This window comes from Archangium violaceum Cb vi76 (assembly GCF_000733295.1).
Classification (GTDB): Bacteria; Myxococcota; Myxococcia; order Myxococcales; family Myxococcaceae; genus Archangium; species Archangium violaceum.
Window position 1 is genome coordinate 67,068 of sequence record NZ_JPMI01000080.1, and the last position, 15,738, is coordinate 82,805.

The 15,738-nt window shown below is 70.7% G+C and carries 14 protein-coding genes; 7 read left to right on the plus strand and 7 right to left on the minus strand.

All coding sequences use genetic code 11. The annotated features are described in order from the left end of the window. The first annotated feature begins 137 nt into the window (after positions 1-137). Positions 138-1,736, plus strand: coding sequence for a sigma 54-interacting transcriptional regulator (locus tag Q664_RS13580; RefSeq protein ID WP_052518053.1), 1,599 nt, complete (start codon positions 138-140; stop codon positions 1,734-1,736). Continuing rightward, positions 1,733-2,575, plus strand: a complete 843-nt coding sequence (locus Q664_RS13585) for a DUF3014 domain-containing protein (protein ID WP_043394405.1) — start codon at positions 1,733-1,735, stop codon at positions 2,573-2,575. The genes Q664_RS13580 and Q664_RS13585 overlap by 4 nt, the downstream gene beginning before the upstream one ends. A 9-nt stretch (positions 2,576-2,584) precedes the next feature. Here Q664_RS13585 and Q664_RS13590 read toward each other — a convergent pair whose 3' ends face one another. From Q664_RS13590 to Q664_RS13600, 3 genes are all read right to left on the minus strand, one after another. Next, positions 2,585-3,391 carry a GNAT family N-acetyltransferase gene (locus Q664_RS13590; protein ID WP_043394406.1) on the minus strand — a complete coding sequence of 269 codons (807 nt, stop codon included), beginning with the start codon at positions 3,389-3,391 and terminating at the stop codon, positions 2,585-2,587. A gap of 7 nt (positions 3,392-3,398) precedes the next feature. Next, positions 3,399-5,852: a lytic transglycosylase domain-containing protein gene (locus Q664_RS13595; RefSeq protein ID WP_152622079.1), complete on the minus strand. Its 2,454-nt coding sequence runs from the start codon at positions 5,850-5,852 to the stop codon at positions 3,399-3,401. Positions 5,853-6,078: 226 nt separating this feature from the next. Then, on the minus strand, positions 6,079-6,444 hold the full coding sequence (locus tag Q664_RS13600; RefSeq protein ID WP_152622080.1) for a hypothetical protein: 366 nt from the start codon (positions 6,442-6,444) through the stop codon (positions 6,079-6,081). A 164-nt stretch (positions 6,445-6,608) separates the two neighbouring features. Between Q664_RS13600 and Q664_RS13605 the strand changes: the two genes are divergently transcribed. After that, positions 6,609-7,721 carry an AAA family ATPase gene (locus tag Q664_RS13605; protein WP_043394409.1) on the plus strand — a complete coding sequence of 371 codons (1,113 nt, stop codon included), beginning with the start codon at positions 6,609-6,611 and terminating at the stop codon, positions 7,719-7,721. A gap of 38 nt (positions 7,722-7,759) precedes the next feature. Here the strand turns inward: Q664_RS13605 and Q664_RS13610 are convergent, their stop codons facing one another. After that, complete coding sequence (locus Q664_RS13610; protein WP_043394411.1) at positions 7,760-8,254, minus strand: hypothetical protein; 495 nt, start codon at positions 8,252-8,254, stop codon at positions 7,760-7,762. A 206-nt stretch (positions 8,255-8,460) separates the two neighbouring features. Between Q664_RS13610 and Q664_RS62130 the strand changes: the two genes are divergently transcribed. After that, complete coding sequence (locus Q664_RS62130; protein ID WP_043394413.1) at positions 8,461-10,095, plus strand: R3H domain-containing nucleic acid-binding protein; 1,635 nt, start codon at positions 8,461-8,463, stop codon at positions 10,093-10,095. Positions 10,096-10,188: 93 nt separating this feature from the next. Here Q664_RS62130 and Q664_RS52020 read toward each other — a convergent pair whose 3' ends face one another. The 3 genes from Q664_RS52020 to Q664_RS13630 all read right to left on the minus strand — a co-directional run bounded on the left by Q664_RS52020 (position 10,189) and on the right by Q664_RS13630 (position 12,198). Beyond that, positions 10,189-10,764 (minus strand): BON domain-containing protein, encoded by a 576-nt coding sequence (locus Q664_RS52020; RefSeq protein ID WP_052518056.1) that lies wholly within the window; start codon positions 10,762-10,764, stop codon positions 10,189-10,191. A 38-nt stretch (positions 10,765-10,802) separates the two neighbouring features. Further along, positions 10,803-11,804: a BON domain-containing protein gene (locus Q664_RS52025; protein WP_052518057.1), complete on the minus strand. Its 1,002-nt coding sequence runs from the start codon at positions 11,802-11,804 to the stop codon at positions 10,803-10,805. 85 nt (positions 11,805-11,889) lie between these two features. Then, the gene (locus Q664_RS13630; protein ID WP_043394415.1) at positions 11,890-12,198 is read right to left on the minus strand and encodes a hypothetical protein; all 309 of its coding nucleotides are present in this window, start codon (positions 12,196-12,198) and stop codon (positions 11,890-11,892) included. A 147-nt stretch (positions 12,199-12,345) separates the two neighbouring features. On the opposite strand from Q664_RS13630, the gene Q664_RS13635 reads away from it, so the two are divergent. From Q664_RS13635 to Q664_RS13645, 3 genes are read left to right on the plus strand one after another with little or no spacing between them, the layout of a single operon-like run. Beyond that, entirely contained in the window at positions 12,346-13,986 is a 1,641-nt protein-coding gene (locus Q664_RS13635) for an AMP-binding protein (protein WP_043394417.1), read from the plus strand. A 47-nt stretch (positions 13,987-14,033) separates the two neighbouring features. Next, positions 14,034-14,624: a DUF2378 family protein gene (locus Q664_RS13640; RefSeq protein ID WP_043394419.1), complete on the plus strand. Its 591-nt coding sequence runs from the start codon at positions 14,034-14,036 to the stop codon at positions 14,622-14,624. 21 nt (positions 14,625-14,645) lie between these two features. Continuing rightward, positions 14,646-15,719 carry an NAD-dependent epimerase/dehydratase family protein gene (locus tag Q664_RS13645; RefSeq protein ID WP_043394421.1) on the plus strand — a complete coding sequence of 358 codons (1,074 nt, stop codon included), beginning with the start codon at positions 14,646-14,648 and terminating at the stop codon, positions 15,717-15,719. Positions 15,720-15,738: the final 19 nt, after the last annotated feature.

Sequence of the window (15,738 nt, forward strand, 5' to 3'; positions counted from 1 at the left end):
GGGAAACTCCACCTGTGATTCCAAAGGGTTGACTCCTACCCACTCCCCGGACGACGCCGCCGGACCGGTGCATACCGAAATTTCGGTGCCCGGCGCCACTGACATTTCGGTGGCGCCCCGGTTATCTACAAGGACGCATGGCGGATGACATCGTTTCTGTGACGCGAAATGGATTTCGGCAGGAAGCCCGGGACCTGGTCGAGCTGGCGGCCTCGGAGGAGGCCGTGGCGGAGCTGCTGCGCCGGGGCCTGGACTGGCTCACGCGGGTGGTGCGCTTCGACCTGGCCACGCTCTTCTTGCTGCGAGAAGGAAAGCTGGTGGCGGTGGCGGCGCGAGGGCCGCTGGCCTCGGACAAGGTGCGGCGCCACGAGCTGAAGCTGACGGACTTCCCCACGCTGCGCCAGGCGCTGGAGACGCGCCGGGCCCGCGCCTTCACCCACGAGGACCACTCGCACGGAGATGGAGATCCGTTCGACGGGGTGTTGGATCTGCCGCCCGGGCACTCGTGCATGGTGGTGCCGCTGTGCGCGGGGGAGAGCTGCTACGGCCTGCTGACGTTGGACCGGACGGAGTGCGAGACGTACCCGCGGGAGCTGGTGGAGCTGGTGGAGGTGTACGGGCAGATGCTGGCCACCACGCTGCAGGAGACGCAGCAGAAGAGCACCCTGGAGCGGCTGCACCGGCGGGAGCACGAGCACGCGCGCTTGCTGGAGGCGCAGCTGGGCGGGGACGAGGTGGGGGTGCTGGAGACGTCGCGCAGCGCGGCGGTGCGGGAGCTGGCGCGGCGGGCGCGGCAGGTGGCGGAGACGGAGACACCGGTGCTGCTGCTGGGCGAGACGGGCACGGGCAAGGAGCGGCTGGCGCGGGCGGTGCACCGCTGGAGCGCTCGGGCCGAGGCGCCCTTCGTGACGCTCAACTGCGCGGCCATTCCCGCCGGCCTGCTGGAGAGCGAGCTGTTCGGCCACGTGAAGGGGGCCTTCACCGGCGCCACGCGGGACAGGGCCGGGCGCTTCCAGATGGCGCACGGGGGCACGCTCTTCCTGGACGAGGTGGGCGAGCTGCCCGTGGAGCTGCAGGCCAAGCTGCTGCGCGCCCTGCAGGAGAAGACCTTCGAGCCCGTGGGGAGTGACAAGACGGTGCGCGCGGACGTGCGGATTCTCGCGGCCACGCACGTGGACCTGCAGCAGGCCATCTCCCAGCGGCGCTTCCGGGAGGACCTGTACTACCGGTTGAGCGTCTTCCCGCTGCGGCTGCCTCCGCTGCGCGAGCGGCTGGAGGATCTGCCCCAGTTGTGCGTCTCCCTCCTGGAGGAGCAGGCCCGGCGCACGGGCCGGCGGGGGGTGAAGGTGACGGTGGAGGGGATTGCCCGCCTGGCGGCGTACGACTGGCCGGGCAACATCCGCGAGCTGGCGAACGCGCTGGAGCGCGCCACCATCCTGTCGCGCAAGCTGGAGCTGGGGGCCGAGGCCTTCGATCTGCCCCTCCGCGCTCCGGGGGCGAAGGTGGCCGTGGAGGCGCCGCCGCTGATGGAGGGCTCGGTGCCCACGCTGGAGGAGGTGCAGCGCCAGCACATCCTGCGTGTGCTGACGCTGACGCAGGGTCGCATCTACGGCCCGGGCGGCGCGGCGGCGTTGTTGGGTCTCAAACCCTCCACCCTGCAGAGCCGGATGAAGAAGCTGGGAATCGCCCGGTTGGAGCAGTACGTCGCGGTGACACCCAACCTGGAGGAGTCATGAGCGAACCGCAGCAGCCCCAGGGAGCACCCACCGGCGCACCGGCGCCCGGTCCCTCGCGCAAGCCCATCGTGTTGGCCATGGCCGCCCTCGCCGTGGTGGGCGCGGGCCTCCTCTGGTTCGCCCTGCGCGACAAGCCGGAGCTTCCGGAGCCCGCCACGCCGTCGGCGGCCCCGCCCGTGGCCGCGGCCCCCACGCCCGAGGCTCAGCCGGCGGCTCCCGCCACCCCCACGGTGCCACTGCCTCCGCTGGGCCAGAGCGATGCCCGCGTGCGTGAGCTCGTGGGCCCGTTGTCTCCCCTCCCCGAGCTGGCGAAGTGGCTCGCCTCCACCGAGGACCTCGTCCGGCGCTTCACCACCGCCGCCGGCAACATCGCGGAGGGCGAGAGTCCCCGTGCCGCGCTCTCCTTCATGGCTCCCGCAGGGAGCTTCCAGGTCGTCGAGCGCGAGGGCCGCACCTTCATCGCCCCCGAGAGCTACGCCCGCTATGACGGGGTGTCGCGGGTCTTCGGCGCGCTCGACACGCGGGCCAGTGTGCGGACGTACCAGACGCTCAAGCCGCTCATCGACACGGCCTACCAGGAGATCAGCCGCCCCGGTCAACGCTTCGACCAGACGCTCTCCAACGCCATCCAGAAGATTCTCGACACACCGGTGCCCGAGGGCGAGCTGGAGGTGGTGGACACGCCGGGGGTGAACTACGCCTACGCGGCCCCGGAGTTGGAGCAGCTCAGCGCCGCGCAGAAGCACCTGCTGCGCATGGGGCCGGGCAATGCCCGCATCATCCAGTCGAAGCTGCGGGAATTGCAGGGCGCGCTCTCGCTGCCCCGCGCCAGCCGCTGACGCTCTGGCTCACCGGCTCCGCGCGGGCTCCGCCATGTAGAAGCGGAAACGCGTCACGGGCCGGTAGCCCATGCGGCGGTACACGGGCAGGCCCGCAGGGGTGGCGTGCAGCACCGTGCGGTGAATCCCCCACTCGCGCTCCGCCTCGGCGAGCGCGTGGCGCATGACGGCCTCGGCACAGCCGAGTTGCCGGTGCGAGGGCAGGGTGGCCACCATCGAGATGTAGGCCACGTCGTCCACCCGGATGACGGCCGCGCCGGTGGCGGCCTCTCCATGGCGGTAGCCGACGAAGCCCTTGCCGTCGCCCTCGAAGAGGCGCGGTACGTCGAAGGTCTCGCGCCCCGTGTGAATCGGCATGTCGTAGCAGCGCGAGTTGACGTCGGCGAGATCGCACCGCCCCCGCGAGTCCCTGGCCTGGCGGATCTCCATCACCGGCCGCGGCCGCATATCGGGAGCGAGGCGCTCGGCCACCATGCCGGTGGCCACCATGGACAGCTTCAACCCATGGGGGGCGAGCAGCTCCCCGGCCCGCTCTCGCAGCTGGAGCGGCACCTGGTCCTCGCAGAGGGCGAGCATCCATCCCCGTCCCTTGGGCGCCAGGTGCCGGGCGGCGGAGGCGGCCGCCCGCTCCAGGGCCTCCTCCGTCTCCACCGGCCCGGGGAGGAAGGCCGCGTTCATCATCGACCAGGAGACGTTGCTCGACGCGATGCTCACCTCGGGCAGGTCGAGCACTTCTCCGGCGATGCTGTTCCTGGCGAAGAATCGCCAGGAACCGTGCAACTGGATGTTGGATTCGTGGATCTCGTCGTGGGACATGCGGGGCTCAGCGAGAGCCCGCATTATTGGAGCCGCGCTCCCCAAAGGCCAGCGTGGTCATCTTGTCCGACGCGTAGAGCAACTGGTAGGCCGAGGCGCTGCCCAGCACGCGCTTCACGTAGTGGCGCGTCTCCTCCACGGGAATCTGCTCCACCCACTCGTCCAGCTCGGCGTCGGGGAAGCGCGACAGCCAGCGGTCCACCGCGCCGGGGCCGGCGTTGTAGCTGGCCACCGCGTAGGCCGGGTTGCCCGCGAAGCGGCGCTGCAGGCCGCCCAGGTACGCCGAGCCCAGGCGGATGTTCTGCCGGGGATCGAGCAGCGCGGAGGGCGTGGCCAGCGGCACGTTGAGCTGGCGCGCCACCGCGAAGGCCGTGGCCGGCATGAGCTGGGCCAGTCCCAGCGCACCCGTGGGCGAGCGCGCGTTCGGGTTGAAGGCGCTCTCCTCGCGGATGAGGGCCTGCATCAGGTCCGGGTTCACCCGCGCCGCCCGGCTGTGCCGCACCACCAGGTTGCGGAAGGCGTGCGGATAGGCCGCAGCGTAGATGAGGCGCGTCTCGGCCTCGGTGGGCGCGGCCAGTCCCTCGCGGCGCAGCGACCAGGCGATGGAGCGCGCGTAGCGCTCGTAGCCGGAGGCGTGGAGGATGTGGAAGAGCAGCCGGATGGACTCCTCGCCGCGGCCCTTGCGGTCCACCGCCAGCAGCTCCGAGGCCGCCTCGCGGTGCTCCAGCTTCAGCAGCTCGATGCCGGTGACGAAGTGCGGATCCGCCGCGAGGTTGCCCGCGTCCAGGGGCCACACGCTCATGGCACTGGCGGGGCTGCGCAGCCGCTCGCTGACGGCACGGGCCCGCTCCGGAGCCTCCACCGCCAGACGCGAGCGCGCCATCAGCCCGTACCACGTGGCCGCCCCCTCGGCCGCCACGCGCTCCATCAGCGCGTTCGCCTCCTCGGCGCGGCCCAGCGTCCGCAGCGTGCGCGAGCGCCAGTAGCGGGCCCGCTGCACCGACTCGTGCGTGGAGCCCTTGCCCCTGAGCTCTTCAATCCGGGAGAGGGACTCGAGCGCCGCGTCCTGCTGGCCCTCGGCGCGGTACACCCAGAAGCGCTGGAAGAGGGCCTCGGCCGCGAAGTTGCCGTCCGGGTGGTGGGAGATGAGCTGATCCAACGCGGCCATGGCCGCCGCCTTGTTGCCCCGGTCCAGCGCCTTGTGCGCCGCGTAGAAGAGCGCGTCATCCGCGTACGGGTGCTTCGGGTAGTCCCGCGCGAGCTTCAGGTACGTGGGGATGGAGCTGTCCGGCTCCACCACCGACTCCGAGTAGCCCAGCACGTAGAGGGCGCGCGGGCGCAGCGCCTCGTCCTGGCAATTCTCGACCACGGGCCGCAGCGCGCGGATGGCCAGCGAGTGCTTGCGCTCCTTGCGCAGCGCCGTGCCGTAGGCGAAGTGCGCGCGGCAGGCGAGCGGATCCGGCAGCTCCATCCTCGGGAGCATCCGCTCCAGCATGTCCAGCGCCTCGCGGTTGTGGTGCAGGGAGAGCAGCGTCTCCGCGCGCGCCACCTTCCACTTGGGCACGTAGGGGAGATCCCTCAGGCCCTTGATGGCCGCGGGCACCTGCCTGGAGAAGGGGTGGAGGGCCCAGACGGCGAGGTGCGCCCGGTGCTCGCCGTTGTAGTCGGCCTGGTAGCGCGCCAGCCGGGCGATGGTCAGCCACGCCTCGGCCTGCCGGGGGTTGTTCGGCTTGGGGGAGTCCGTCTGGACGATGGGCGTGAGCGCCGCCACGGCCCCGGCGTAGTCCCGCTTCTTCTTCTCGAGGATGGACGCCATGCCGAAGCGCGCGTCCTCGTAGCGCCGCGCGCCGGGAGACACGGCCCCATAGTGGGTGACGGCCTCCGTCCACTTGCGCATCCGCTCGTAGGCCCTCGCGGCCTCGAAGTGACAGTAGTCGCGCAGGGGCGGGTGGCTCTCCGCCAGCGCCGAGAGCTCCTCGGCCGCCGTGGCCCACTGGCGCATGCGCAGCGCGCTCATCGCCCGGAGGTAGCGCACCGGCGGCGTGGCCGCCTCCGTCTCCAGCAACTGGCGCGCGGTGCGGTAGCGGCCCCCGTCATAGGCGTCCTTCGCCTTCGCCAGCACGCCCTCGGCGAAGTAGGACTTGAGGTCCACCAGCTCGAACTTGCGCACCCAGCGGCGCTCTCCGGGCGCCACCGGCTCGGTGGGCCCGATGGTGAACTCGGGCTCGGCCTCCTCGTTCTCGCTGTCCAGCGAGGAGGGGAGCTGATGCTTGGAGGAGGCGCTCTCGGCGAGATGGGAGATGTCTCCCGCCGGAGGTTGCTGCTGCTGCTGGGGTTGCTGCTGCTGCTGGGCCTCGGCCCGGGCAGCGGGCGCCACCCAGAGGGCCGCCACGAGCGGCCAGCTCAGCAGCCGGTTCGTGTACCGCAGGAGGCCTCGGAGCGTCGCGTGTTCCAGTCCCACACCCATTCCCCTTGTTCGAGGCACGCACCGCGCGTGAGGACCACGAAATAGGAATGGCTGAATGGGACCGGGAGTGTGGGAGCACGGCGCCTTGCTCGCCTGCGTTGTCTCGTGCACGGCACACATGCACGCCAGGGAGCAGGCGGGCGAGCTACGCGACACCGCGTGTGTGTGGCTCGCCCGCTCTCGAAATCTGGGAGCGGTATTTCTCGGGGCGCGTGAGGATTCACGGCCGGTGCAGTGTCACCTCGGAGGCGTTGGTGCTCTCCGGCCAGCGGGAGAGCCGCGGCGTGCGCCCCGGTGCGTCGCACAGCTCCAGCCCGCGGCCCCCCGGGTGGAGGAAGTAGAGCGAGCGCGGCGCGCGGAAGGCCTCGGGCATGGCCGGGTCCTCGGTGGGCTTCAGCAGGCGGCCCACGCGCCACGTGCGCACGACCGGCTTCTCGCGCAAGTGGTGGTGCACGGATATCACCACCTGCTCGACTCCCTCCATCGCCCAGTCCAGCGCCAGTTGGGTCCCCGCGAGCCCCATCATCCCCGCGCCCGCCACGGCCAGCACCCGCACATCCCACTTCGTCGACATCGTTGCGTTCATGCGTTCGGACCCTCCGGGGTGAGGGTCCAATGCACCGTGCGCGCCAACCGTGGCGCCATGCGTCATGCAGAGGGAAGGGCGGGACGCGGTGTGTAGCGGTTGTGCAACGGTGCACCCAGGCCCGGGGCGACAGTGTGCAGCGGACCGTCGTAGGTTACGCCGCCATGCCCATCACCCAGCTCGAGGTCTCCGGGTATCGCTCGGTGCGCCAGCTCGTGCTCCCCGTGGGGCCGCTCACCGTCATCGTGGGGCCCAACGGCAGCGGGAAGACCAACCTCTACCGCTCGCTCTACCTGCTGGCCGCCGCGGCCGATGGCAGGCTCGCCCAGACGCTCGCGGAGGAGGGCGGTGTGCCCAGCGTGCTGTGGGCCGGCTCGCGCGACAAGAAGCCCGTGCGCATGACCGTGGGCGTCACCCTGGATGACCTCGCCTACGAGCTCAGCCTCGGCCCCGTGCCGCCCGCCGCGGGCAAGGATCGCGAGTCCCCGAGCCTCTTCAACCTGGACCCCGAGGTGAAGGAAGAGCACCTGTGGACCGTGGAGGCGAAACGCCGCGCCGTGTTGATGGAGCGCAAGGATCGCACCGCCTTCCTGCGCGACTCGGAGGGCAACCGCACCACCTTCCCCATGCAGTTGTGGGCCGGTGAATCGGTGATGGCGCAGCTCTCCGAACCGCACCGCTTCCCGCGCCTCGCCGAGTTGCAGCGCGCGCTGCGCATGTGGCGCTTCTACCACCACTTCCGCACCGACCCGGAGGCACCCCAGCGCTCGCCCCAGGTGGGCGTGCGCACGCCTGTCCTGGCGCATGACGGCAGGGACCTGGCCGCCGCGCTGCAGACCATCATCGAGATTGGTGACGCCGAAGGTCTGGAGCGCGCTCTCGAGGACGCCTTCCCGGGCTCGCGGTTGGAGATCCATGCACCGCAGGGCCGCTTCAGCCTCTTCCTCCACCAGCCGGGGCTGCTGCGCCCGCTGGCGGCTCGCGAGCTGTCGGACGGGACGCTGCGCTACCTGTGTCTGCTGGCCGCGCTGCTGAGCCCGCGGCCCCCCGCCTTCCTCGCGCTCAACGAGCCGGAGACGAGCCTGCACCCGGACCTGCTCGAGCCCCTGGGCCGGCTCATCGTGGACGCCTCCATGCACAGCCAGGTCTGGGTGACGACCCACGCGGAGCCCCTGGCCCAGGCCATCGCGAAGCGCTCACGCGCGGAGCCGGTGCGGCTGGCGAAGGAGCTCGGTGCCACGGTGGTGGAGGGCGGCGCGGCGGTCGAGGACGTATAGGGTCGATGGCGTACGGGCGAAGCCGCGCCGAGGTGCACTCACGTGCCCTGGATGTCCGGGGTGTCCGGCATGTTCGTCGTCCGGGCCTCGGAGGTCTCCACGCCCGTGTCCTCCCCGGCGTGCTCCATCTCCATGCGCAGGCCGTTCAGGAAGCCCTCCCGGTCCCTCGCGTCCATCGCGCCGAGCACCCGGGACGCGAGCATCCGCATCACGCTGAGCTGGGCGTGGAAGGGAAGCTCGAAGACCTGGTCGATGATCTTCGTCACCGACTCACCGGCGCTCGTCTGGGACGAGTCCATGGCCGTCCCCACGTTCATCGCCATGCCCGTGTCCGTGCCCATGCCGGTATGGCGCTTCACCGTCTCCGTTCCATTGCCGAAACCGTGAACCGGGACGCCCCGGATGCCGGTTTCCATGTGCTGCAACTGGGGCATCTCCATCGCGGCGGCTTCGCGGATGCTCATCTGCCCCTTGCGCTTGTCGGGGTGGTTCTCGGTCGTGGGGGTGATGATGTCCTTGTCGTCCTGGGTCATGGGATCGCTCCTCGGGGGACGGGGCTGGGGACGGGTATGGCCTCCAGTCATGCCCCTGGTCCTGAGCTATGCAGGCTCCGGGTGCGTACCCAGTCACGAGAGTGCGGCGGGGCCCCTGAATGCTCGCTAGCATCGGGTGCTCCCTTGCCCCCCGGCCGCGAGACCACGTGCAACCCGACTCGGAAGGATTCACCTTTAGACACGTTATGAGCCCACGCGACGCCATTGCCGCTCCCGATGACGACTTCCAGCTCCTCATGGGGGTGCTGCCCGAGCCGCTGAAGGCCGCGGTCCGGGACTTGTCTCCCGGGGAGGTGCTCGAGGTGGTGATGGACCTCGGCCGCCCGCCCGAGGCCCGGCTCACCGGCCGGGTGGTGCGTCTGTCCGAATCCCCCATCACCCGAGAGGACCTGGCGCATGTGCTCTCGCAGGTGGGCACGGTCAGCGAGGACAACCGCGCCGGAATCGAGCGCACCCTCCACCGCGTCTCCGCCATCCGCAACCGGCAGGGCAAGGTGGTGGGCCTCACCCTGCGCGTGGGCCGCGCCATCTTCGGCACCATCGACATGCTCAAGGATCTCATCGCCTCGGGCCTGAACATCCTGCTGCTCGGCCGGCCCGGCGTGGGCAAGACGACCAAGCTGCGCGAGGTGGCCCGCGTGCTCGCCGATGACCTGGGCAAGCGCGTCATGGTGGTGGACACCTCCAACGAGATTGGTGGCGACGGAGACATCCCCCACCCGGGCATCGGTGGCGCGCGCCGCATGCAGGTCTCGCGGCCGGACCGCCAGCACGACGTGATGATCGAGGCGGTGGAGAACCACATGCCCGAGGCCATCATCGTCGATGAGATCGGCACCTCGGCCGAGGCCTCCGCGGCGCGCACCATCGCCGAGCGTGGTGTGCAACTGGTGGCCACCGCTCACGGCAACACGCTGGAGAACCTGGTGCTCAACCCCACGCTGTCGGATCTCGTGGGCGGCGTGCACACCGTCACACTCAGCGACGAGGAGGCGCGGCGGCGCCACACGCAGAAGACGATCAACGAGCGCCGCGCGCCGCCCACCTTCGACGTGGTGGTGGAGATGGTGAGCCGCGACGAGGTGCTGGTGCACCGCGACACCGCCCAGTCGGTGGACCGGCTGCTGGCGGGGGAGAACGTGGGGGGTGAGCGGCGCCAGCTCGTCGAGGGTCAGGTGGAGGTGAAGGAGGAGCCCCAGGCGGTGGCTCCCTTGCCGGTCCGTTCCTCGGAGCCTCTCGCTCCCGCTGCGTCCCGGGCGGCCCCTCGCCGCGGCGGTGGCGCACAGCCCGGCCTTCGCCAGGGCACCACGCGTATCCATGCCCACGCGGCCAGCCGCGACTTGCTCGAGCGGGTGCTGCGGGACCTGGGCCCGGACGCGCGGGTGGTGGGCCGCCTGGAGAACGCGGACGTCATCCTCACGCTGCGCTCACGCGCCAATGATCCGAAGCTGCGGAAGATCGCGGAGAAGACGGGCGCGCGCGTGTTGGCCATCAAGCGCAACAGCTCGTCGGAGATGAGGCGGGTGCTGCGCGACGTCTTCCTCATCGCCGAGGGCGTGGACGAGGACCAGGTGCGCGAGGCGGTGATGGAGGCCGAGCACGCCATCCAGCGCGTGCTGAGCGAGGCGGTGGTGGTCCCCCTGGCCCCGAGGCCGCCCCGGCTGCGCAAGCTGCAGCACCGGCTCGTCTCGCGCTACCACCTGGAGACGGTGAGCCATGGCAGCGAGCCTCAGCGCCACCTCATCATCTACCCGCTCGGCGCGCTGGTGGACATCCCGAGGGAGCAGCAGGACATGGAAGGAGAGGAGGGCCTGGCCTGAGGCCTCCATCCCCATACGGCAGTCGTAGTCGACTACGAGTGGTGTGTGTTTTTTGTCTTACCTCGGTCGTAGTCGACTACGAGTGAAGGGTCCTCAGCCGCCCATGTACGGCTGATCGTCCCGGTTCCCTTGAGGCTGCTCGTCACGCGGCCGCGAGGCGTCCTGGGACATGGGCCTGTCCTGCATGGGCTTCACGCGCACGCGGTTGTGGACGTCGTGCACTCCGCGCACGTTGCTGGCCATGTCCTCGATGGCGCGCTTCTGCCAGCGCTCCTCCACCGTGCCGCTCAGCGTCACCTCGCCATTGCTGACGGTGACCTCCACGTCGCCCACGTCCACGGGGCCTTCCATGAGCCGCTCGCAGACGTCCTCGCGGATGCGATCATCCGCGCGCTGGTAGCCGCGAGGCGGCCGGACCGGGCTCCGCTGCCGGCCTTCCATCCGGTCCAGCTTCGCGTCGTAGCTGCCCGGGCGGTAGCCGCGCTCGTAGGCGCCCCGGCCCCCGAGGCCTCCCTGGTTGTCGCCGCGCTCGGCGCCGAACGAGCCGTAGCCCGGGCGGCCCGGCTCTCCGCGCTGCGTTCCGTCATCCTGCATCGGGCGCTCCATCCGCCGCGCGCGCACGGGGAAGCGTTGCTCCTGGCCCGGGCTGTCGTTGTCTCGCTGTGCCATATGGACTCCTCTCCTGTCGGATGTGTGGGGCACCGCCCTCACGAGTGCAGCGTCCGGTCCTGCCGCGTCCCCGCGTCCCGCCGCGTGTCGTCCTCGCGCTGCTGCTCGCGGGCGACGCGGAGCTCGTTGTTGACCTCCTTCACCCCGAGCACGTCCTCGGCCAGATCCTCGATGGCGCGCTTCTCGTCGCGGCTCTTCACGGTGCCGGTGAGGGTGACCTCGGCCTTCTCCACCCGGACGGTGACGTCGTCCGCGTCCATCCAGGCCTGCATCAGCCGGTCGCAGATGTCCTCGCGGATGCGGTCATCCGAGCGCTGGTAGCCGCGAGGCCCCCGGCCCTGGCGGCGCGGCAGCTCGGGGGACTGCTCGTCGTACGGGTAGGCGCCCTGCATGCCGCCGCGGCCCGCGCCGTGGCCCATCTCCCGGTCCATGTCGCGCGTGGGGCTGGTGGCGTAGCCGGTGCGCGGGCGCTGCTCGAGGTAGGAGGACTGCACGCGCGGCGGCCGGTAGTCCTCGTTGCCGAAGCCCCGGGTGCCGAAGCCCCGGTCGCGGCCCCGGTCCCAACGGTCCGTGTCGTAGGGTTGCGTGCGCTGGCCGCCAGGCGCGCCGTAGCGGTCGAAGTCTCCCCGCACCCGCTCGCGCGACATCTCGCTCCAGAAGCCCTCGCCGAACTCCTCTCCGGGGCCGCCCGCGCGGCGCATGCCCGGAGCGCCCCGCATCAGCCCTCCGCGGTGGTACTCCTCGCGGCTGTCCTGGTCGAAGCGGCCCCGGTCCTCGTCACCGCCGTACTCGTAGCCCCGGCCGTAGCGGCCCACCTCCTGGTCGCTGAAGCCGCTTCCCCTCATGTCTCCGCCGCCTCTTCCGGAGCGGCTCCGGCCCCGGTACTCGTCCCGGCCCCGGCCCGGACCCCGGTCCTCGCCGCTGTAACCGCGCACGCGGCCCATGTCCCGCCCGCGCTCCATGTGGTCACGCCGGGTGCCGCGCTCCGGGTCCTGACCCCGGCCTTGCCACTCCACATCCGACCGCCGCCTGTCCGCCATCGCCGCCTCCTAGGGGATTGGATGGCCCTGAGGGTCGTACCGGCTCGCACCTCCGGCAAGGGGGCGTCCGAGGCAGGCCGCCCGCCTATCCCTCCCCGCGGGACGAGGCGTCCGCCCACCGCTCGACCCAGGTGCGCCGCGCCCTCCATGCCACCGCCAGGGACACCCCTCCGAGCAGCCCCAATTCCAGGCCCTCGGGGTGACGTACCGCGCAGGCGCCGACGAGCAGTCCGGCCAGCAACACCAGGAACGTGGCCAGTCCCAGGTGGAAGGGGGCGGTGCGGCTCTTCCGTCTCGTGGCCACCAGTCCCCAGGCCACGGCCAGGAGGAAGAGCGCGTAGCCGCAGGCCCACAGCACCTCCGCGTGGACGTTTCCGCTCATCACCGCGTCCATTCGTGCCCCCTCGTGTGCCTCGGGTCCAGAGTGCCGTGCTCCCGGATCGACGCGGCGCGGGCAAGCACGGACGCGCGAAACGTTCGCGGTGCATCCACCAGGGAACGGAGGCTTGCGGGCGGTGCCGACTCGCGAACATCATCGGCCATGTCCTCTCCTTCCTACGTCCACGGAACCAGCACCACCCCGCTGCTCGGGGAGACCATCGGCCACAACCTGCGCCGGACCGTCGAGCAGTACGGCGATCGCGAGGCGCTCGTCGTCGTCTCCCAGGGCTACCGCGCCACGTGGCGTCAGCTCTGGGACGAGACGACGAAGGTGGCCCTGGGCCTGTTGGCCTTTGGCGTGGAGAAGGGGGACCGCGTGGGCCTCTGGTCCCCCAACCGCTTCGAGTGGGTGGTGACGCAGTTCGCCGCGGCCCGCATCGGCGCCATCCTCGTGAACCTCAACCCCGCCTACAAGACGGCGGAATTGGAGTACGCGCTCAACCAGTCCGGCACCAGCGTGCTGCTGCTCTCGCGCGGCTTCCGCCAGACGGACTACCGCAAGATGCTCGAGGAGGTGCGCCCGCGCTGCCCCCAGCTGCGCGTCTCGCTCGTGCTGGACGACGACTGGAAGCTGCTGCTGGAGAACGGGGCCCGCGTGAGCGAGCGCATGCTCACGGCTCGCGAGGCCACGCTCCAGTTCGATGACCCCATCAACATCCAGTACACGTCCGGCACCACGGGCTTCCCCAAGGGCGCCACGCTCAGCCACCACAACGTCCTCAACAACGGCTTCTTCGTGGGCGAGGCGCTGCGGCTCGGGGTGGAGGACCGCGTCTGCATCCCCGTGCCCTTCTACCACTGCTTCGGCATGGTGATGGGCAACCTGGCCTGTGCCTCCCACGGCTCCACCCTGGTGATTCCGGGCGAGGCGTTCGAGCCGCTCGCGGTGTTGCAGGCGGTGGGCGCCGAGCGCTGTACCGCGCTCTACGGCGTGCCCACCATGTTCATCGCAGAATTGGACCACCCGCGCTTCGGCGAGTTCGACCTGTCCACGCTGCGCACCGGCATCATGGCCGGCTCGCCGTGTCCCATCGAGGTGATGAAGAACGTGCAGTCGCGCATGAACATGCGCGAGGTCACCATCTGCTACGGCATGACGGAGACCTCGCCCGTGTCCACGCAGAGCGGGCTGGATGATCCGCTGGACAAGCGCGTGGGCACCGTGGGCCGCGTGCACCCGCACGTGGAGGTGAAGATCATCGACGCGGCCACTGGCGGGGTGGTGCCCCGGGGCTCGCCTGGCGAGCTGTGCACGCGCGGCTACAGCGTGATGCTCGGCTACTGGAACAACCCCGAGGCCACCCGCACCTCCATCGACGCGGCCGGCTGGATGCACACCGGCGATCTCGCCACCATGGACGGGGACGGCTACGTGAAGATCGTCGGCCGCATCAAGGACATGATCATCCGTGGCGGCGAGAACGTGTACCCGCGGGAGATCGAGGAGTTCCTCCACACGCACCCCTCCGTCAGCGAGGCCCAGGTCATCGGCGTGCCCAGCGAGAAGTACGGCGAGGAGGTGATGGCCTGGGTGAAGCCCAAGCCCGGCGCCACCGTCACGCAGGAGGAGCTGATCCGCTACTGCACCGGCCGCATCTCCACCTTCAAGATCCCTCGCTACTGGAAGTTCGTGGACGAGTTCCCGATGACGGTTACTGGAAAAATCCAGAAATTCCGGATGCGGGAGGTGGCGGTGGTGGAGCTGGGGCTGCAGTCGGCCGCGGCGATCCGTACGGCCTGACAGGTTTTGCGTTCTAATAGAGGGCCCGCCCCCCGGAGCCCCCCAACGTGTCTTCCCCCACCGCCCCCGGACTGGAGCAGCTGTTGACCCTGGCCACGCCCATGGATACGTGCCGTGGCCTGTTCTTCAACGGGGTGTTCGAGGCGGCACGCGCGCTCGGGGGCGCGGAGATCCGGGCGAAGTGCATCGCGGTGGCCGGGTCGAAGACGTACGTCGACTTCTTCAGCTACCCGGTGGCGGACTTCCTCAAGTCCATCTTCACCGCCGCGGAGTTGCTCGGAGGATCCGCGCCGGAATCGCGGGCCATGGTGCTGCGCCAGCTCGGGCGCCGGGCCACGGCGGACTTCCTCCACTCCACCGTGGGCAAGACGATGATGGCGCTGGCCGGGACGGATCCGCAGCGGTTGCTCGCGAGCTTCCCCAGCGCCTACCGGGCCTCGCTGAGCTACGGCGATCGCTCCGTGGAGCGGCTCGGGGAGAAGCAGGCGCGGTTGATGGCGCGCCGGGACTTCCTGCCGCTGGCGTACAACGAAGGCGTCCTCCACGCCGCGATGGAGCAGTCCACGGCCCGGGAGCTGGTGGTGCGGGGACGCCAGCTGGCACCCCTCGAGGCCGACTACGACATCAGCTGGTCGTGAAGGCGAGGAGCGGGTGAAGACGTGAGCACACGGCGCATCTTGATTACGGGTGGGGCGGGTTTCGTCGGCTCGACGCTGGCCCTGTCCTTCAAGCGCGACGAGCCCGGGGCCGAGGTCATCGCCTTCGACAACCTGCGCCGGCGCGGCAGCGAGGTGACGCTCTCGCGCCTGCGCGCGGGCGGCGTGTCCTTCGTGCACGGCGACGTGCGCAACCGCGAGGATCTGGAGGCGGTGGGCGCGGTGGAGCTGCTGGTGGAGTGCTCGGCCGAGCCCAGCGTTCACGCGGGGTATGACGGCAGCCCGGACTACCTCGTCCACACCAACCTGCTGGGCCTCATCCACTGTCTGGAGCACCTGCGCCGCACCGGGGGCGAGCTGGTGTTCCTGTCCACCAGCCGCGTCTACCCCATCGCCTCGCTGCGGGCCCTGCCGCTGGTGCCCGAGGGCGATCGCCTGGTCATCACCGAGGGCGCCTCGGGACCGGGCTGGTCGCGCGCCGGCATCGACGAGCACTTCCCGCTGGAGGGCGGGCGCTCGCTCTACGGGGCCACCAAGCTGAGCGGCGAGCTGATGATCCGCGAGTACGTGGAGATGTACGGCATGAAGGCCGTCATCAACCGTTGCGGCGTGCTGGCGGGCCCCTGGCAGATGGGGAAGGTGGACCAGGGCTTCGCCGTGCTGTGGGTGGCTCGTCACGTCTATGGCGGGGAGCTGGCCTACATGGGCTTTGGCGGCGAGGGGCGGCAGGTGCGGGACCTCCTGCACGTGGATGACCTCTATGAGCTGGTGCGGCTGCAGGCGGCCGACCTGGGGCGGCACAACGGCGCCGTCTACAACGTGGGGGGAGGCCCCGAGGTCAGCGTGTCCCTGCGGGAGCTGACCCGGTGGTGCGAGCAGGTGAGCGGCAGGAGCGTGCCCATCACCCGCCGTCCGGAGACTCGCCCGGCGGACATTCCCTATTATGTCAGTGACTGCTCTCGGGTGCGGGAGCTCACGGGCTGGAAGCCCACACGTCCGGCCGGCCGCATCGTCGAGGACATCCACCGCTGGTTGATCGAACACCGAGCCGCCCTGGAACCCATCCTCGGCGCGTGAGCAGGGAAGAGGAACCGAC